Genomic DNA, 18986 nt, shown 5'->3' with positions numbered 1-18986 from the left:
AGTTGAACTGCATCCGCAAATTTCTGGGTTCCTACCTGTGGACGCGCTCACCTCATTAAGTGCATCTGCAAGACGCCATCGTCACGAACCTTGACTGAATGCTTCTTTCGCCACTTGCGCCTCCACCTGATCGGCGCTGGCCTGCTGATCTTGCAAGGCCTTCTCCGCGCTCGCATCGGGCGGCGGCGGCGGAACATCCGAAGCGACAGGAGTGGCATCGGGGGCCTTCGGTAAACCACCCGTTCCTTGCTTCGATGAAAGATCTTTCATGCCGTTATCGAGCTGTTCCTGGAAATGATTGTGCATCTCCTGAAGATCGTCGACCGCGACGGCTACTTGTTTGCCTGCGGCGCAATCCGTTTTCTTACTGGCCGCGACACTCACGGTAACCTTCCGGTCGTCATCGGGTGTGTCGGTAATGCGGGTGATGACGTCACCTGCGCTGAGCTGGCATTCCTGGCCATCGCCGGTTACCGCTAAATCACTGGCTACGACGAACGTGCGCCGCGCCGGATCAAGCGCAGCGGGGACTTCTTCCGTGGCTGGGCTGGATGAGGACTGGGTGGACGAGGACTGGGTGGACGAGGACTGGGTGGACGAGGGCTGGGTGGACGAGGGCTGGGTGGTTTGCTGCCCGCCACCGGAATCAGCCGGCTTGGCCTCGGCCTGTTCCGCCGCCAGTTGCGCCTTCACTTCTTCCGCAATCGCCGCCTTCACTTCCGGGGTCAGCGTCACGCTGCCCGAACTTGCTGCTTGTGTATCGCCGGATCCCTGAGATGGCGCAGCGTCGTTTGATCCAGCATTCTCTGGCGCATTGCCCGCTGCCGCATTCGATGCTGCCTGCGCCTGATAAGCCGCCTGGAGGTTGGCCGCCAGCAGATAATCCGTCAGCCAGAATGCCGCCGAAGGGTAGGTCGGATACGGCGCGAAATACCCGCCGTAGTATCCGTACCATGGCGCCCCACCCCAGCCCCATCCGTAATACACTGGCGTCGCCCACGGATGGTACGCCCACCCGTAATATGCGGGCCCATAGTAGTAGGCTGGGTGGTAACCGTAATAGCAGCAATAACCATGGTATGAGTATGATCGGTATACCCTGGCGTAGGCCACATGATTGACAACCACCGTCCTCGACACATAAGTACGGCCACCACGCGTGACATAAGGACGCTGAACATAGCCTCTGCCTCTGCCCGTGGTTACGATGCGCGCTCCATTGTGCGTGCTCTCGATATGGCGGCTTCCGTTTAGGCCGTGATCGATCCGCATCCCGTTCCGATTAATCGAACGGATTTGGCCATTCGGGCGAATGCTCGCTGTACCGCCGCCTTTGAGTGAAACTTGTCTTCCAGGCACGGGCTTCATGGCGGCCTTGGTCACGTTCCCTCTCGGCGCGTTGCCACCTGTCCTTCCCATCGTCGAGCCGGAACCAGTTTTTCTCGGTGTGCTGTTCTTGCTGGCAGTTCCGGACCTGCCGGTACTAGTCGTGTGCGTACCCGTCGCCGGACGGTTGGTCGAAGGCTTCGACGTAGGAGCACGAGGGGTGCTGGCTTTGGGTGCTGGCGCTTTTGGAGCCGGCGGTGCCTTCTTCTGATCTCCCGCCAAACTGACAGCCGATCCGGCCAACCACAACAGCAGCAACAACACAAAACCCGCCTGAAAGCTCTTCTCACTGTTCCGCAGCAAATTCATGGGAAACAAACTCATGGAGAACTCCTGCTAAGACAAATCCCTCTCGAATGGTGACGGCGCTAACCGAAACGTTTCACTCCGCTTTCACTTGGTCCAGCCGGACGAGTTGTGCAGTCGCGGCCGTGCGATCTAGTCTTTTCGATTCATACTGGCGGTCACCGACGAGGATTTCGATGACTCCAGAGAACTATCTCACCTGCGGCGGTGGGGAGCGACCGCAATTTTGATGCTGGAGTCGGAGCAAGTCAAGAAAAAATTCCGGCTCAAACAAGCCAACGGCAATCGTCTCAGCGACTCCCGCGGTATAATCCTGCCTCGAGAATGAAATTCGGGGACAAGTACGAGTTGCTGGAGTCGCTCACCACCGGTGGCGTCGAAACCTTCATCGCCAATGACAAAGTCAGAGGCGAGCGGGTTCTGGTGCACATTCTGCATTGTGAGCCGCAGAAACCGAACCAGCCTACCGTGCACTGGGTTCTCGAGTCGTTTCGCCGTGTTGCCCCCGAACCCGTGGGGCTCGTACTCGAGACTGGCCGCTATAGTGGGACGCTTTACGCCTACGTTGTTTCCAGACTTCCGGAAAAAGTTACGTTGGATGCCTGGGTGAAGCAATATGAAGATCAAGCGCGAGATACGCAGGAGTTTCGCATCCCCACGACCCCAAGCCTGGAAAGCGAAGCCCCAACCGCGGAAGTAACCGAGAAAGAGCCCAAAGCTCTCGAACGTCCTCCAGGTCCGGTTACGCAACTGTTCCGTGAATTCGACCTGCAACCCAAGTCAGGTGCAAACCCTTCTCCATCGCGCGAACCAGTTTCGACCGAACCAGTTTCGAGCGAACCAGTTTCGAGCGAACCAGAGCACCCTTCGGCCCCTCTGTCGGGTGCGAGCAGTTGGGGAGACAAGTCCGGCATTCGACCTGCGGCTCCGCGGAATTCCGAGCCTGCAACGGTTTCCGTCCCACCAAGAATTCCATTCAGTATCGGCAATCCTTCTGAGGCTTTCCATCCCGAAAACATCGCCAAGAGCCTTCCGGCAGTCAGCGCTCAACCCGCCAAGCACGGCCCCAAGCCCGGGGAATTTACCAGCTTCTTTCAAGGACCGTTCCGCGGAGACAGGCCTTCGGAAACTCCGGCTCTCACGCCCAGGCAGGAACCTCCAAGAAAGAACGTTGGTGATTTCACCGCGATGTTTGGCCCAGTGAAGCCGCAGGCCGAAGAACCGCCTCCCTCAGCCGGAATGGCCGGAAACGAGCCGTCTGGCACGGGATTCACCGGCTGGTTCAGCCCCGACGTGCCCTCGCGGACTTCGAGTGCAACTTCGCCGCCTCCCTCGACAGGGCTACCCCGAGCCACAGTTGATCCGGTTCTTCCTCCGCCGACGAAGGAGCCAATGGTTCCTCCGTTTGCCCCGCCGTTTGTCGCGCCGGCGCCAGCGGTGTCAGTCCCGCCTGCTCCGCCGATTTTCCCGACTCCGTTGTCCATCAATCCGCCAATGCCCAAGCCGCCGACAGTCTCACCAACGTCTCTGCCATCCGCGGGTGCTACAAGCGCATTCTCTCGCCCAAACTTCGAGGGTACGCCAGTTCCATTACCGTCGGCCCCCAGCGGTCCAAGCGCATACACGCAAGTAATTTCCGTGAAACCCATGCCTCCGGCGGGCGACGCCGCACCGGCACAAAAAGCTGCGACCGCTTCGCCGTCCCTGCCCGCATTTGCGGCACCAGCCATGCCCGCTCCGCCGCCACCAACGCCGCCGCCCGCATCTGCCGCTGGAGCGACTCCTGCGCCTCAGGTCTCATACTGGCCGCTATTCCTGACACTGACGGTGCTTTTCTTTATTGCCGTTCTGCTGGTGCTCTACTTCGTTCTCAAGCGCTGAGTCGGAAGTCTCACCACTGCGGGTCGTACTGAGCGTTATCCGTTCTCAGGAGAAAGCTAAGAGCACGTCGCTGAGCGGGATCTCATGGCCAACCAATCCCGGCGCGTAGCCGAATTGCAAACGGCGGCTTTCAGTTCGCTTGGGGCAAGAGGATCAACAATTCGAGGGTGGGATTCGGAAGATCGCCCGGAACATAAGCCGCGAAATTTCTGGCACGGGTTACAGCCTCCCACGCAGGTCCCGATTGGTTCAACGCAAAATACTGATACTTCAATTTCACTGGAATCGCGCTGGGCGGATTGGTCAGATGGCGCAACTGAATTCCTGGTAAGGCCTGCCTCACCAGGTGCTCAATGTGCGTCGCCGAACAGACTTTCACCAGTTGTGGCACCTTCTGAATGATGGTTTCTTCGGTGGTTTCGGCGCTTAGCGCCAAATACATGCGCGTATTCGTCAGATACTTATCGTGGTCAATGGCTGTGGAGTAAATGGAGTCCTGCGCAAACTTCAGCGGCAGCGAAACCAGGTTCGTCGGCACTACCGTTTCCAGCAACAAGCGGAGCTTTTCATCGAGTTCCGAGAAAATCGGGCCCAGGGAATCGTGCACGTAGAGCGGCAGATCGCGTGGCCGGAGCTTGGGAGAAAATGTCGTGAGCGATCCTCCCAGCGCCACCATCGCCGCGTACAACTCCTCGGGATGACCCATCTTGCTCTCATACAGATGGGAAAATGCCGGGAAGTTGGAATTGACGGTATACAGCAACCAAAAGTTGGCTATATCGGAAGCGGTGAAATCGGCCAGGCTCTGGTTTTTCTGCCGCCGTCCGGCCGAAAGCTGCGTGCTGCGGGCCGAGAGTAACTCCACCAGGCCGCGTAACAATCCGACTAGATACTCGCTCGCGCCAATCTCGATCAGTGGTGGAATAAATCGAGGATTCAACTGATACGTGCCAGCCGCAGTTTTTTCCACGTTCGCAATGCGCAACACGGAAGAGCCTTCGCGGTTCTCCGAATCCGACAGCAGCCTCATATTCTTCCGCGCCACCTGGATCAATTTCTCGCTGCTGCCGGTATTTTCGTCGCGAAACTCGGTAACTTCCGCGAGATACCGCGTGCCTCCTTCCTTGCCGGTCGAAACATTCAATCCCCGTTGCCGATAGTCAGGAATCGCGAGGTACATATCGAGGCTCTTCACCCCGGGCTCGAAGAATTCTTCCAGCGATTTGGATGGCGGCGGGGGGTCGGCCTCCGGAATCTCGAAGAGCAGCCCGTCTGGAAAAATGCCGGTGGCGCGCGTCACTGCAAACTGCCCTTCCGCCAGCAGTTCCGCATTGATCGCCAGATCGCGAAAACCCCACGGACAGAACTTGAGCGCTTGTAGTCGAAAATTGAGCGCGTCCTCGATGAAGCGATCCTGCACCTGGAGATGTTGGGGCGTCAGGAATGTTCCCTTCGTCCACAGAACTGGCTTGAGCTGCTTCATAGAATCGCGGCGAGGAACACTTGGGCCGGCCCGGAACAACAATGCCAAGCCATTCTGGGCACGGTTGCCCACGATAGCAATTCCTGCGCCAGGAAGCAAAGGGCAAATCAGGATCGAAAAGTTTCGGAGCCCAAAATCCGCCGAGAAGGAATGGAATGCACGGGAAAGCCCCGAACTGCTGAATTTTAAGGATGCGACGCCGCCAGGAATGGACAGTCGTTTGTGCTGCTACCGGATTCGATGGAACTGGCTGGAGCGGTTATGCTTTCGCGTCGCCCGACTTCCACAGGCCTTCCATGAACTTGAGCCACTCTTGTGTTCTGGCGCGTAGCACGCGGGCTGCACTGCGGGAGAAAATCGCCAGGCCAAAATCGCCGCGCGCGCGGCGCAAAACCAATTGAATCTCTTCCCGCACTCCTTCCGAAATGGATGCTTCATTCTCCAACTCCTGAAGCAACTCGAACATGTCCGGCGCCGCGGCTATCAGGCTGGCATTACCGTTGGAATCTGCGTCCGCATCGACTGATGCCACCGGTTGCCCACATCGATCGATCACTCGCGACCACTTCTGGGGATCGATTCTCCACATTCCCGAGGTCAATTTGATTTTCGCCATACCCTACCCTCCAGAAGGTCCACCTTCTGTGTATCTATCTATCAATAGTGTAGGATGCTAGGGCTGGCAGCAACGTTACTAAGGTTCTTTCCGGGTTAACGGGAGGGGTTCCCTCCAGGCGAAGCTATGAAAACGAATCGGCCCTTGGTTTCTGCGGCATGATTTCCGGGCCCGACGCAAATCTGGAGCATTTATTGTAATCTTCGCTCAAGCGCCCAGTGACAAATACCCAGTGCCCCGAGCAGGCAAGTTATCGCGGCACTGGCTGCTCCTAGTGCAACGAAATCCCCATGGAAAATTCCTGACCAGGAAAGCAGGATCGGTTCGGTCTGACGATAGCCTTGTAACCCGTAAAACAAAGCAACCACTGCCAGTACCACGCACCATCGGCGAATCCGCATTGGGTTGAGAAGGTAGATAATTCCTGCCGTTAACCACAGACAACCGGCAACTGCATACTGCCAAACCACTTGGGGCAGGGGATCATTGGCGCTGACATTCTGGGCCCCGCGGAACATTGCGGCGAAGGACGATGCGGTAGCAAAGCAACACAGGCTTTGGAGCGCAAACAGGAATCCGATTAGGACAGCGACAATTCCACTGATTCTTCGACTCATGTTGTTACGGAGCCATCGCCGCTGCTTTCGCAAAAAGCGCCGCAGCGGCGGAGAACGAAAGCGGCGATTCCACAGTTCCGGCTCCAAATGTGGCGGCATCCTTAACCACATCGACAATGATGATCGCGGTCCCGGCAACCACCAGAGCGTCGGCAAGATTTCGAGTCCAGAAACTAGGCCTTGGCCGGAGGGGTACCGCTGCCGGCTCGGGCTCGGGCATTGGTTCCGCGCTCGGGGGAGCGCCGGGGCCCTTGAGGATTACTTCCAATTCGAACCCGAAAGTGCCGCTAAAGGTAATTTTTCCGAATTCGCCCTGGATGCCGCGCGGCTTATAAGAATATTTCAGGCGATTGGGCGGGATCGGTTCAAATTGGGTGACTACGAACACTTGTCCATCCAGCTTGGCAGCCACGGCCAAGTTACAGGACAATTGTGCAGCCTTGGTCTGCGAATTGAATCCAACCTTCACCTGTCCCAACAGATTTCCGAACTCCGAGTCGTATTGGGTTTTCAGTTTTCCAGTCAGCGTTCCTCTTTGGCTGAGCTCTACTTCCGTCATCTTTCCTTTCAGTTGGAGGCTCACTTCCCCAATAAACCGTAGCACCATATCCACTTCCCAGCTCGACAACGTAATGGCTGCCAAATCGTCGAATTTGTATCGAACCGCGGGCGGCAGCACCGCGAGAGCGAGGGAGGTGCCTGTCCCGCGCACCATACTGATCGCCTGCTGAAGGTGCCCCTGGGGCATCGCGGCCGGTGTCACGGTTTGCCCGGGTTTGGCGCTCTTTGGCACGGCACCCGAATCTACCGCGTTAGGGGCATCGAGGCGGAACGGCGGCGTGGGATTGGTTCCAACCGAATGCGGGGTCTTGGCTGCGCCAGCGGCGCCGTGCCCGGGATGCGCAGAGTGAGGATGATAGCGGTGTGCGTGAACCGGTTCCAGGCGAAGCGTCATCCCAATCAGAATCAGGTCGGGATCGGGTAGTTGGTTGACCTCGGCGATCTCAGGCCACACCGTTGGATTGCCGTATTGGGCCTGCGCAATCTTCCAAAGACAATCCCCTTCGACGACTCTATATTTCGTAACTTTGGGTTTTAGCATTCGCTTCCTCACCAGTGCGCATCAGGTTGAGAACCTATCTCTTCTACGAAGAGAGAAGGGAGCGTCCAGCCCGAAAAACCCAGGGCAAGTCTCCGATCCTTTCCATTGCATTCACTTCCAACTTTGCTAAAATGCCGTGCAACCGGCTGGCAGGAGGTTCTCATATGCCGATGCAAGTTTGCATGGGGGCATCCATGATGTGCACCATGGGGATGGCTCCAAGCACGCTCATGGTTCTGCCCATCAACCGCGTCATGACCGACGAAGTTCCTGACGCCAACATCATGGACTATATTCCGCTGGTAAACATCATGCCCTTCGGCATGTGCATGTCGCCGGCGAACCCCATGGTAGCGGCGGCTACCGCAGCCGCCATGGGCGTCCTTACTCCCATGCCCTGCATTCCGGCCACCACCTCGCCCTGGGTGCCCGGAGCTCCGACCGTAATGCTCGGCAACATGCCCACTCTCGACAATACTTCGATGAACATGTGCATGTGGGCCGGCGTCATCACTTTCGTCACTCCCGGCGAGTTCACGGTGATGGTGCCGTAGTCAATTCAACTTCGTACCCTTGCTGCCGTCGTCGGCCGTATCGGGATCGTTGGGATCGGTCGGAGAATCAGGACTGTCCGGCGACCCGGCGCTGGGGTCACTGGTACTGGCCGGAGAACTACCGCTGTTGATGTAAGCAAAGGGGGTTCCTGTGACGTACACGCCCGTGGGTCCGATGTCGATAGAGTTGGCGCCCGAACTGAGCGTGATTCCCAGCGGACATTCAATCACGATGCCCGTCTCTGCACTGAGATGGATACTCATCGCGGTCATCGCGTAACCCATAGTGATGGAGTCGTCTTTTCCCCCTGTCACCGACAGCGATACATTGCCGGTTACACTCTCGCTCTGGTTGCCGGTCACACTGAGCGAGACATTCCCGGTAACACTTTCTTTCTGATCGCCCGTTACGTTGAGCGATTTGTTGCCGGTCACGCTCTCCATCTGATTTCCGCCAACGTTCAGCGACATATCGGTGTCGATCTTTTCAAAATGGCTGCCCTGTACATGCAGATGCTTGTCGGTCTGGATCTGCTCGACCTGGTTCGTGGTCACGATGAGATGCCGGTTGGCGCCAATGAATTCCCGCGAGTCGTTTTCCACGCGTAGGTCCATATCTTTCTCGGCATTCATGAAGATCTGTTCCTGCCCCTTCAGATCTTCGAAACGAAGTTCGTTGTAGTTGGATGTGCCTCCGCCTTTGGAACTGCGCGACATGAAGGTGCTGCGCGTTTGGTAATCCGGCAGAGTATACGGCGGCATCTGGTTCGCGTTGTAGACCCGTCCGGTGATGACCGGACGGTCCGGATCACCTTCCAGAAAGCTGACCAGCACTTCCTGTCCGATGCGCGGAATCCACATCGCTCCCCAGTTTCCGCCGGCCCACGGTTGAGAGGTACGAATCCAGCAGGAGCTGTTCTCGTTCTGTTGTCCCAACCGGTCCCAGTAGAACTGCACGATGACGCGCCCGTATTGGTCGACCCAGATTTCCTCACCCGCTTTTCCCACCACCAACGCCGGTTGCGGTCCCTGCACAAATGGCTTTGGCGTTATTCGCGCGGGACGATAAGTTACCGATGCGGGAATGCAGCTGAAATTGTTGGAATATTCTTCCGTCCCCTCTTTGTCGCCGGTGTACGTTTGCCCTACCGTCGCAAAGTGCCGAACTTCGGTGACCACGTAGTTGGTGTTCTGGTCATCGCGATAGTGGTTCTGCAATTCGAACGAATAGCCCGACACCAGGCCGCGACAGTTTCCCGTCCCAGTCACCACCATGTAAACCGCCTCCTCTTCCTGCATGCGCACCTTGGCCACCGTGTCGCCCTCATCCTTGGTGGTGTGCAGTCCAGGGTAGTCGAACAGTTCCAGCGGTTGACTGGCAGAGAGGTCGATCACGGTCGGGTCGTTCGCCAGCAAGCTCGTGGAAGGAGTGGTGAAATTATAGTCGGTGACCGTGTATTTCCCGGTCCTCACTTCCTGCCCGACGTGCCAGTTGTCGATCGCTTCGGCATCTTCGAGGCCGCCGACCTGCGTGTCGTAACTGATCGGCGAACTGGGGCACGCCGGAAGCGTACTGGATTGGTCGGCGAGCACCATCGTGTGTTTGCCTTCCGTGGTGTGATCGAAGTAATAGAAAATGCCAAACTCTTCCATCAGCCGCGAAACGAAGTTGAACGAAGTCTCGCGATACTGCACGCAATATTCGAGCTCAGGGTAGCTGCCCGTAAGGTTGAGTCGGAAATCATTGAAATCGAAAAGATTGAACACCTCGCTAATAATGTCATTCACCGCGAGGTTCTGAAAAATACGGCAATCCGCCTGCCGCGTCAAAAACCATAACCACGGGACAACCTGCGCGCGGTAATGCGTGAACATCCGGTCGTCGGTGTCCCCTTGCGTAAAACGGCTCACGTAGCCGCTGATATAGCGCGGCGTGCCATCTGGAAGCTGGATCGTGATGGAGACTTTCTGCCCGACGATACTGTCGAAGGCAATGGAATCGTTATCGTAGGCCAGCAGATCCAATTCGTAATTGAAGAGCCGCGAAATCCCCTCGTATCCCGTCAATTGCTGCAACAGGAGCACATCTTTTCCCAGCGGAGTATCGAGGGCAATCAGACGGTCATCTTGTGTGTAAGTGTTGTCGTCCGGCACGAAGCGGTCCTTCCCTGACTACTTGCAAGACATGCAGGATATTGATAGGCGAAGCTATCGATAATCGAATGCCCCATCGGCGCTAATGCCAACATGAATTCGCTCCATCGGCTCATTCGCCGCCATCCGTCCCAAAAGCTGTCGCGAAATGTCGGGCAGCAGCGTGTTGGTGAGAATGTTATCCACATTGCGCGCGCCACTTTCTACTTCCGTACAGCGACTCGCAACCGCGTCTACCAGCGCGCCATCGAAGGTCATCTCGATTTTGTGATTTTCCTGCATGCGGCGCTGAATCTTTCCCAGCTTCAGCCGGATAATCTGCTTCAGATTTTCGTCGCGAATGGGGAAGTACGGAATCAGCACCATGCGACCCAGAAATGCCGGCTTGAAAATCTTATTGAGTTCCGGCTTCAGCGCTTTCACCAGGCCTTCGGGCCCCGGCATTGTCTCGGGGTCGGCACACAGTTTCGCCATGGTGTCAGTGCCTGCATTGGTCGTGAGAATGATAATCGTGTTCTTGAAATCGATTTCGCGGCCCTCGCCGTCTTCCATGTGTCCCTTGTCGAAGACCTGGTAGAAAAGCTCAAGCACATCGGGATGCGCTTTCTCGACTTCATCGAGCAGCACCACCGAATACGGCCGGCGCCTGACTGCCTCGGTCAGTACCCCACCTTCGCCATATCCCACGTAGCCCGGAGGCGAACCCTTCAGCGTCGACACGGTATGCGCTTCCTGGAACTCCGACATGTTGATCGTGATCAGATTTCTCTCACCGCCGTACAGAAGATCGGAGAGCGCCAGTGCGGTTTCGGTCTTGCCCACTCCGCTGGGCCCGACCAGCATGAAAACTCCGATTGGCTTGTTGGGATCGTCGAGACGCGCACGCGAGGTCGAGATGCGCTGGCTGATGATTTCGAGCGCGTGGATCTGCCCAATCACGCGCTGGCCCAAAAAGTTCGGCAGAGAAAGGATCGTAGAAATTTCGTCCTTCATCATTTTGCCGACGGGAATTCCCGTCCAGGCCGAGATCACTTCGCCGACCAGCTGAGCATCGACGGCGACGCGGATCATCGGAGACTCGCCCTGCAACACTGCTAAATCACTCTCGGCCTGCGCTAATTGAGCGCGCATGGCGGTTACATCCACGGCCTTGGGGGCTTCTTCGACCGCGGTCGCCGTGCTAGAGGATGACGAAGCAGCAGAGGCTGGAGCTGTAGCAGCATCGCCCGGAGCGGTTGACCCTGAGGGCCCGGTCGCGACTCCAGGTATTTCGGCATGTGCAGCGGCGTTGCCATTCTGGGCAGCCGCGCCCTCGAGTTGCGACCGCAAGTCGCGAATCGTCGTCACCAGGTCGCGTTCTTTCTCAAAACGGGTTCGTAAGCCGGCCAGACGCGATTCGATTTCCGCGCTCTTCGTGGCAATTTCCTGCAGTCTCTCGCGATGGTCTGTGCCCACCAAGGCTTCCCGTTCCAGAATGCGTTTCTGCACCGCGAAATCGTCGATCTGCCGAACGCTGTCTTCAATGGCAGGCGGAGTTGCGCTTTGTCCCAGCGCCAACCGCGCACACGCCGTGTCGAGCACGCTCACCGCTTTGTCGGGCAACTGCCTACCCGCGAGATAGCGGTGTGAAAGATGCACGGCGGCATTCAATCCCTCATCCAAAATGCGGACCTTATGGTGCTTCTCCAGCGACGGGACAATGCCGCGCAGCATGGTCATACATTGCATCTCAACCGGCTCTTCCACCTTTACGACTTGGAAACGGCGAGCCAGCGCAGGATCTTTCTCGAAGTATTTCTTGTATTCCGACCAGGTCGTGGCGGCGATGGTGCGCAACTCGCCGCGCGCCAGCGCCGGCTTCAATAGATTCGCCGCATCTCCCTGCCCCGCCTGCCCGCCCGCTCCGATCATGGTGTGGGCTTCGTCGATGAACAGAATGATCGGAATGGGCGATGCCTTCACTTCTTCGATCAGGCCCTTCAGTCGATTTTCAAATTCACCTTTAATACCCGCTCCCGCTTGCAGGAGAGCCAGATCAAGAGTGCGCACCGTGACATTGCGCAGCGGCGGAGGCACATCGCCGTCGGCGACGCGCAGCGCAAAGCCTTCTACCACGGCGGTCTTCCCCACTCCCGCTTCGCCGGTAAGAATCGGGTTATTCTGCCGACGCCGCATCAGGATGTCGACCACCTGGCGAATCTCAAAATCGCGCCCCAGCACTGGATCAATCTTCCCGGTCTTGGCTTTCTCCGTGAGATTGATAGTGAACTGGTCAAGATTGGGAGTCTTGCCGCCGGGGCGCGACGCGTTCGCAGAGGCACCCGGGGCCGCCGCCGCGGCAACTGCTGCCGCTGCCTGTTCCTCCTCGATCGAATTCCCGACGATGGAGGCGAAGTCCTTGCGTAACTCATCCGCCTGAATCTTCTGAAATTCGCGGCTCACCTCGCGCATCAGCCGCACCAATTCGTCATGTGTCGCCAGCGCGAGAATGGTGAAGCCGGTGCGCACCTGCGCAGCGCTGTAGTCGATCGAGCCGATCGTCCAGGCCTCAATCAGCATTCTCATAACCGTCGGACTTAAAGAGGGCGTCCGTGCGTTGCCCGTTTTCAGCTTGTCCAGCGCCCGCGCCAGTTCCGCAGAAAATCTCGAGGTATCGACTTCGAAGTGTTTGAAAATCGCGGCCGCGTCGTTGTCCGTCGAATCCAGCAATCTCGTCAGGTAGTGCTCGACTTCGACGTCATAGTGCCTGCGCGCCAGGCAGAACGATGCCGCTGCATCCAGCGTCGCGCGTGTAGAATCGTTCAACTTTCCGATTAAAGATTTCAGGTTCATGGCGTCACCCTTCTGCTGCTTTCAGCGCCAGCACGGTATCGTCCGGGTCGCGGTTGAAGGGAACAGACTTCACCCACGACACCCAGCCTAATTGCGGACCAGATACGCCTTCCGCCCCCAACGTGCAGGCCGGGACCTGCTCGCGTTCCAAAATCAATTGCACTTCGAAATCCCATTCGTCGTTCGAAAAAAAACGCACCCAGGCCTGCAGCGTTTCCCAAGCCGAGCCATCGGGAAGAAAATCCGCATAGCGCTCCAGCGACAACGGACCCAGAACCACGCGCACCTTCGACTGCTGGTTCCACACCTCGTCGCCCACGACTGCGCCAAAGCCGAGTTCATCGCTCTCGCTTTTGCCGTCTGAAAAGCGGCACTGCGTCTCGCGATCCAGGCGATACCAGCCTCCCGCGAATTGCTCAATCGCAACCGGTACTTCGAAATAGTCCGCCAGAATCTGTTGCAACGCCTGCGCCGATCGCGGCCGCTGCGCCAGCAAGCCGGCATAATAAATCAGCGTGTCATCGGTCACCGCTTGGCGATCGCGCAGACCATCCGTACCCAATCCCAGCAGGCTCAGCAAATGGCGCGAAAATAAATCGCGCTCGCCCTCTTCGCATGCCACATCGAAGCGATATTTTCTCCACGCCCGGTAAAACAGCGAGATCATCCGGTGATTGAAAATGTCCAGAAAATCCCGAGGAGCCGAATCGTTGAACCGCAACCGCTCAATGAGCAGGGTCGTATAAGGGTTGGGCAGAACCCCCTCGGGACCGGTCAAGCCCATGAAATTGACCGTCATGTGCGCTGGCTTCTGCTCAGGCCACTCCATTCCCTGGATCTGGCTGGCCGGAAACGCTAGCGAGGGATTCGCTCCAAAGCGCGCCACTTCGGTTTCCGGATGCGCGAATTGGCCCACTGAAGTCCGCTCCGGTAAAAACCGCTCCAGCAGACGCACGGCCTGGAAGAAGTCGAAGGAGAAAGGCTCGCGACGGAGCTTCTCGGCGACTTCGGACAGAGCTAGATCAGGAGCGGCTCGATCTGATGAAGCTTGATCCGACAATGCTTGCTCGGGTGCCGCCGCATCAACCGCCGTTAAATTAGTACCGACTGTCCTGCTCTCGGTGCCCACTCTTCCAACGGCTCCTTTCTCTGCCGGCTGCGCGCCACCAGTTGGCTGAAACTGTTCATCGAGACATACAGACCCAGAAATTTTTCGAGCACGCTGGCAAATAAGTAAGCGCCGCCGCCGCTGAATTGCTCTTCATCGAATTCAATTTCCACCCGCGTCCCGCGGGCGAAACCGATTCCGTGTTCTGAGATCACTCGCGTGAAGTGCCGCTTCGCATCTACAGTGGTGATTCCGCCAATCTGCTTTTTTGTATCCGGCGAATCGGAGAAATCGTATAGCTCGAGAATCTTTTGCAGCGCTTCCTTGCCGTCTTCCACAATCGAAAGATAGTTCAGCGACAAATGCGAGATCAGGCACCACAGCGTCTTACCATCCAACGGAGGGCGCAGCGTTCGCGTCGGCTTATGCAGCGCCACTATGCGCTTGATCGCCGCCCCTCCCGTCATTTCGAAATCGCCGTTCTCGCTGCCGAAGGGTAGACGCGTAACGAGGTCGCGATTCGTACAGGTACTCCGCACCGTCACCGTGTCGAAGTCAAGCTGCATCGGACGAGCGGAAAGATCGACCAGCGACAGGAATACATCCGTGCCCTCATCGCCCTTGCGCGTCGAAGCCGAGCGGGTCACGTACCAGTACGCCGGAGTCGTGCCCTGCACCACGTGCTTCTCCGAATAAAGTGGGTGATACCGTACCGTTTCATGTGTCTCCGCGTCGGTGCTGACCACTTCGTCGACGGAATAAACTTCCATGGTTTGCCGGCGCCGCGCGTCGGGCACAATCGGATACTGATAACGCGTCTGGTCTACCAAAATCGGCTCGGCGGTCTGCGCGAATAGATTGATGATCGGCGTGCATCCCAGGCGGAGCGTCTTGGCATTCACAGCCACTTCCAGGCGCTGATGGCGGCCATCCTGTTCAAACGGCGAGATCATAAACAGAAGCTCGGCCTTCGTCGTGAGCCCCGCGCGCTGTAATTCCGAAAGCCCTTTCAGCCTCATGAAGAAGAATTTCTCGGGGAACGCAAAATACTCCTGCAACAGCCTGTATCCCACAAATGATCGCCTGGGATACTGCAATACGTCTTCGTCTTCTCCGAAACCCATCGGTTGCAGATTCCGCACCGGAATCTCGCGCACGGGCGCCTTCGGATTCGCGGGATCGCGTAGCAGAATCCGAACGCAGTTTCGGCACAGCAATTCATACAGTCCGTGCACCACTGCGCTCTCGCCGTTCAGGTAAAACGCCAGCGTCTCGAGGTCGAGTTTTTCGAAGGACACGTCGGGAAAGCATTCGAGCTCGACTCGCAGGACGGCGGCCTCGGAGGCGCGCAACGCAGGGCGTATGCGGTCCGGAGTCATCCACTGAGCCTGGGAAACTTTGAAGGGCCACAACGTGCATTCGTAGGACGTTCGGAATTTGCACGGTACTCCTTCCACGGGACGCGAATACAGAACCGTTCCCTTCGGAATCTTCAGGCTGCTGGTCATCTTGCCCTGTTCCGAGTCCGTATGGAACTGCGCCACGGTCATCGACGGCACTGGCCTCAGATAATGCGGATAAAGAATGTTCAGGAGCGCTTCGGTGATCTGGGGAAAGTCGTCGTCGATGCGCAGATGCACCCGCGCCGCCAGCAAAGCAAACGCTTCCAGCATCCGCTCCGCATGCGGATCTTCGCAGCGGTCCGGTTCGAGTACCAGGCGCGACGCAATCTTAGGATACTTGTCGGCGAACTCGGCTCCGATCTGGCGCAGAAACGTGAGCTCACTCTCGTAGTAATTTCTTAGCTCATTGCGCAAGGTCAGCCCCCTTGATTTCGTACTCGCCCTTGCCGAGTTCGAGGACCGTATCGAAACGCACAGGCTCTGGCGCGGGGTCCATGCAAAGCAGCCCTTCGATCACGAATTTCAAAATCCGATCGCGGCCCTGCACTTGCTCCATGCGAACTTTGGGGCGCTTCAGGCGAGGCTCGAAGATGGTGATTGCAGCTTCCATGTCACGCAGCAGATCGCTATGGTCGCGGGTCGACAGGACCGACTTGGAAGAAATGTCCGCGAACCCGTAGTGGTAAACCGAGCGAACGGTCTCACGCGCCGAGTCCGCAGCAGGTTCGATCGTCTTTCTGGTATTGAGCAGCCATTCTAGGTCGCGCTTCAGTCCCAGTTTCAACTCGCGCAACGACTGCGCGCGGGTAAAGGGAATCTCCGAGCGATTTTTGGGATCGCGGTCGATCAGCCGGTCGAGCACCGAGAGCGTAACCGGTCCGTTGGCATCGCGCCTGGCCATGACTTACTTCCCATCTCCCAGCGCCTGGGCCGGATCGAGCCGGCAGATGCGCTCGAATAGTTTTTGCTGCTGGGCCTTGTCCGCCTGAATCTTGGTGCTCATTTTCATAATGGTGGCCAACGCGCTCGCCACCACACCCGGGTCCTCCCACTCATCAAGCTTGTGCAGTTCGATGGCTGCAGCCAGATCATCCAAAATCGGCTGCGCGACGTTGCCTTTGTTGGTAGAAGCGCAAATCTGGACGAGCTGCATTCGCCGTCGGAAGCGTTCGCGGCCTGAGCGTTTGCGCACAATATCCTGTTGCAATATTTCGAATGCCTTCCGCTCCTGGCCTTCGCGCAAGAATTGCAGCGCGGAAACATAAGCGTCGGTCGATTGTCCCGGCCATCGTGACGCCGCTCCGTTGGAATTTGCTGAGCCTGTCAATTCGGCTTCAACAACTGGCTTCTGTTCGGCTGGCGATTGGCTTAGAGATATCAGCCAGGCCCGTGTCTCCGCATTCGCCGCCGGGGTTTCGTCCATGAGAGTGGCATCGAGCAGCTGTGGAATATCGGCGATCAGCGCTTTCAACTCCGAGCGAATCGCCCGGGCAATCGCTTCATAGCCGCTGCCCAGACCATCGCATGCTTCTACCACGAAGCGCTGGAGGTCGAGCCAGGCGCGGCTGCACGGAAGCGCCATCGCACTCTCGGCGGCTTCCAGCAACTGATCGTACTTTTTATCCAGCAATAGCCTTTTCAAATGCCGGCGCAATTCGGTTGGAGGAGCTTCCAGCCGCGTCGGATCCGCCAGGTCAACGGCCGCACGCAATTCTCCCCAACGCAGACCGCGTAGCATCAAGTACGAGGCCGGGCTCTGAGGCTCGCGCCGCCGCAGAAATGCAGCGGCCTCAGCCACTTTGCGAATCGCATCGATTCGGTCGGGAGGTTCCGACGAACTATCCAGCGAAATCAGAACCCCAGTTCGAACTGGACTCGATCCCCCGCTCGCAGCCGCAGCCGAACCGTCGGCCGCCGCGCCTTCAGCAATCTCGGCGGTGGGAACCACTTCCACCGGATCTGGTTCCTTCTCGCGCTTCTTCTCCAGAAAGCCGTGAATGAGATGTCGGGTTGCGGTCAGCGCCGTCTCCAACTTGCCGAACGATGGCCCCTCATCGCCGAACTTGGGATCGCACGATTTTTTGAGCTGAGCCAGCGTTTCGATGCAACCGTCGAGATCTTTCTCCGCCTGCGCATAAAACTTCTTCGGCGTTTCCTCGAAGGTTCGATCAAAAATTTCCGGGGTGAGCTTCCCTTCCTTGACAGCGGCTGCCCGCCTCTTTTTGGCATCGTCCGCTTTGGCTTGATCTTCGTAGCCAACATCGCGAGACTGTTGGTAATCGAGCAAACCGTAGGAGGCTTTTTCGACCATCGGAACCAGCTTCACGGGAATTTCCAACTTACTGCCGATAAATCCCAATGGAGCGCCGCGCGACGAGGAGTCTTCGTCCTCCAGTTCCGGATACAGCGTGTCCCAGAATTTCTCGATGAGGCCGTGGCAGAGCGCCAGTCCGCCGCGCAGTCCACCAAAACCATTTTTCTTCAGCATGGCCTCGGTGAGCCACGCGGCAATTTGCAAGTCTTTGCTTTTGTTGGTGAGGGCGTCGGTGGACAGCTTGATGACCGAACTATTGTCGGCGACTTTGCGGTCGCGCTCGGTCATCCCCGGCGGGGGCTGATCTTCCTCCCTGCGAGCCTCTTTGATTTTGTCGTAAATGGGATCGTAGCGAAGGTTTGCGCCACTGGGATTCGGCCCCTCGATAGGATTCAGCAGTTCGTCGGGAAAAGGCATGATGGATCAGGCGGCCACGGCAGCGGAATCGAACTCGAGCGCGCGCAACTCCAAAAACGGAATTTCCTCATCGTCCACCAGCCACATCTTCTGGCCCACGGGAATCTGCTCGTCGTAGCCTTGCTGCGACTCCCAAACCGTTGCCCGCCCCAGGCGCACAATCTCATCGGCGTGCTTCCACGAAAATGGCGCTAACACCGGAAGCAAAACTTCGCCCAGTTCCGCGCCCTTGAATGACGAATTGGTGCGGACGGCTGCCGGCGTCCATAAAAGATCGCGCAACCGCTTCGGCGGCTGGATGTGAATCGATGCGATGTGTTCGAAGGGCAGCAGGAGATAATTTCCGGCAGCGTAAAGTTCAAGCCTGGGCCCAATCCGCGGGTCTGCGTCGGTGAGCGATTCGAACTGCTTTCCGTTGAACATGCCGACCGTGGCCGTTCCCGCAGGTTCTGCCGCGGCTGCGGGCGCGCTGTTGGCAAACAAATCCTGACGTTGCCGATCGGCGTACAAAGCGCTGCGATACAGCATGACGCCGATTTCACTCGATGGCCCGGCTTGGCCTAGAACTTCGAGTTGCTTGTCCGCTCGGGCGTATTCGCCCGCAAAGCAGAGCAACTCAAAGAGAAAAGTTCGTCGACGGGCGTCGATCGGGTTTTCGCGAACCTCCGCGCCCAAGGCGGTAATCGCCTCCGACAACCGGCCCGCCCGATATAGTTCCTGCGCATTCATAGCCCACCCGCTATTGCAATTAAGGCGAGGCACCTCCGGGCGCGGCTCACATGTACCGAGCAAGACCCGCCCTGAAGATGCCTC

At 57.7% G+C, this 18986-nt stretch carries 13 protein-coding genes; 2 read left to right on the top strand and 11 right to left on the bottom strand.

Going from position 1 to position 18986, the window contains the following annotated elements; translation table 11 throughout:
* Positions 1-81: 81 nt before the first annotated feature.
* Positions 82-1710: a hypothetical protein gene (locus VGM18_15485; protein ID HEY3974404.1), complete on the bottom strand. Its 1629-nt coding sequence runs from the start codon at positions 1708-1710 to the stop codon at positions 82-84.
* Positions 1711-2016: 306 nt separating this feature from the next.
* Between VGM18_15485 and VGM18_15480 the strand changes: the two genes are divergently transcribed.
* Positions 2017-3573 carry a hypothetical protein gene (locus tag VGM18_15480; protein HEY3974403.1) on the top strand — a complete coding sequence of 519 codons (1557 nt, stop codon included), beginning with the start codon at positions 2017-2019 and terminating at the stop codon, positions 3571-3573.
* Between the two features lie 130 nt (positions 3574-3703).
* On the opposite strand, the gene tssK is transcribed toward VGM18_15480, so the two are convergent.
* The 3 genes from tssK to VGM18_15465 form a co-directional block, all read right to left on the bottom strand.
* Complete coding sequence (gene tssK, locus VGM18_15475) at positions 3704-5056, bottom strand: type VI secretion system baseplate subunit TssK (protein ID HEY3974402.1); 1353 nt, start codon at positions 5054-5056, stop codon at positions 3704-3706.
* 259 nt (positions 5057-5315) lie between these two features.
* On the bottom strand, positions 5316-5672 hold the full coding sequence (locus tag VGM18_15470) for a hypothetical protein (protein ID HEY3974401.1): 357 nt from the start codon (positions 5670-5672) through the stop codon (positions 5316-5318).
* A gap of 621 nt (positions 5673-6293) precedes the next feature.
* The gene (locus VGM18_15465; GenBank protein ID HEY3974400.1) at positions 6294-7391 is read right to left on the bottom strand and encodes a LysM domain-containing protein; all 1098 of its coding nucleotides are present in this window, start codon (positions 7389-7391) and stop codon (positions 6294-6296) included.
* A 164-nt stretch (positions 7392-7555) separates the two neighbouring features.
* Here VGM18_15465 and VGM18_15460 point away from each other — a divergent pair, with 164 nt between their 5' ends.
* Positions 7556-7945: a DUF4280 domain-containing protein gene (locus tag VGM18_15460; protein ID HEY3974399.1), complete on the top strand. Its 390-nt coding sequence runs from the start codon at positions 7556-7558 to the stop codon at positions 7943-7945.
* Here the strand turns inward: VGM18_15460 and tssI are convergent, their stop codons facing one another.
* Genes tssI through VGM18_15425 form a run of 7 tightly spaced genes read right to left on the bottom strand, consistent with a single transcriptional unit; the run spans position 7946 to position 18902 of the window.
* On the bottom strand, positions 7946-10099 hold the full coding sequence (gene tssI, locus VGM18_15455; protein ID HEY3974398.1) for a type VI secretion system tip protein TssI/VgrG: 2154 nt from the start codon (positions 10097-10099) through the stop codon (positions 7946-7948).
* 54 nt (positions 10100-10153) lie between these two features.
* Positions 10154-12931, bottom strand: a complete 2778-nt coding sequence (gene tssH / locus VGM18_15450; GenBank protein ID HEY3974397.1) for a type VI secretion system ATPase TssH — start codon at positions 12929-12931, stop codon at positions 10154-10156.
* A gap of 4 nt (positions 12932-12935) precedes the next feature.
* Positions 12936-14060 carry a type VI secretion system baseplate subunit TssG gene (tssG, locus tag VGM18_15445; GenBank protein HEY3974396.1) on the bottom strand — a complete coding sequence of 375 codons (1125 nt, stop codon included), beginning with the start codon at positions 14058-14060 and terminating at the stop codon, positions 12936-12938.
* The gene (gene tssF / locus VGM18_15440) at positions 14024-15856 is read right to left on the bottom strand and encodes a type VI secretion system baseplate subunit TssF (protein ID HEY3974395.1); all 1833 of its coding nucleotides are present in this window, start codon (positions 15854-15856) and stop codon (positions 14024-14026) included. The genes tssG and tssF overlap by 37 nt, the downstream gene beginning before the upstream one ends.
* Entirely contained in the window at positions 15846-16343 is a 498-nt protein-coding gene (gene tssE, locus VGM18_15435; protein ID HEY3974394.1) for a type VI secretion system baseplate subunit TssE, read from the bottom strand. Before tssE ends, tssF begins: the two co-directional genes overlap by 11 nt.
* A gap of 3 nt (positions 16344-16346) precedes the next feature.
* Positions 16347-18173: a type VI secretion system protein TssA gene (tssA, locus tag VGM18_15430; GenBank protein ID HEY3974393.1), complete on the bottom strand. Its 1827-nt coding sequence runs from the start codon at positions 18171-18173 to the stop codon at positions 16347-16349.
* A 6-nt stretch (positions 18174-18179) separates the two neighbouring features.
* Positions 18180-18902 (bottom strand): type VI secretion system accessory protein TagJ, encoded by a 723-nt coding sequence (locus tag VGM18_15425; protein ID HEY3974392.1) that lies wholly within the window; start codon positions 18900-18902, stop codon positions 18180-18182.
* Between the last annotated feature and the right edge of the window lie 84 nt (positions 18903-18986).

It is taken from the genome of Candidatus Sulfotelmatobacter sp. (assembly GCA_036500765.1).
GTDB lineage: Bacteria > Acidobacteriota > Terriglobia > Terriglobales > Acidobacteriaceae > Sulfotelmatobacter.
The sequence above is the reverse complement of the archived record's forward strand: the minus strand, read 5'-3'. Positions and strand labels throughout refer to the sequence as shown.

Bases quoted from the DNA above. Each gene is read 5' to 3' on its own strand.
- tssK (HEY3974402.1), bottom strand. From the start codon at position 5,056: ATGAAGCAGCTCAAGCCAGTTCTGTGGACGAAGGGAACATTCCTGACG.
- VGM18_15480 (HEY3974403.1), top strand. From the start codon at position 2,017: ATGAAATTCGGGGACAAGTACGAGTTGCTGGAGTCGCTCACCACCGGT.
- tssE (HEY3974394.1), bottom strand. From the start codon at position 16,343: ATGGCCAGGCGCGATGCCAACGGACCGGTTACGCTCTCGGTGCTCGAC.
- VGM18_15470 (HEY3974401.1), bottom strand. From the start codon at position 5,672: ATGGCGAAAATCAAATTGACCTCGGGAATGTGGAGAATCGATCCCCAG.
- tssH (HEY3974397.1), bottom strand. From the start codon at position 12,931: ATGAACCTGAAATCTTTAATCGGAAAGTTGAACGATTCTACACGCGCG.
- tssA (HEY3974393.1), bottom strand. From the start codon at position 18,173: ATGCCTTTTCCCGACGAACTGCTGAATCCTATCGAGGGGCCGAATCCC.
- VGM18_15485 (HEY3974404.1), bottom strand. From the start codon at position 1,710: ATGAGTTTGTTTCCCATGAATTTGCTGCGGAACAGTGAGAAGAGCTTT.
- VGM18_15465 (HEY3974400.1), bottom strand. From the start codon at position 7,391: ATGCTAAAACCCAAAGTTACGAAATATAGAGTCGTCGAAGGGGATTGT.
- VGM18_15460 (HEY3974399.1), top strand. From the start codon at position 7,556: ATGCCGATGCAAGTTTGCATGGGGGCATCCATGATGTGCACCATGGGG.
- VGM18_15425 (HEY3974392.1), bottom strand. From the start codon at position 18,902: ATGAATGCGCAGGAACTATATCGGGCGGGCCGGTTGTCGGAGGCGATT.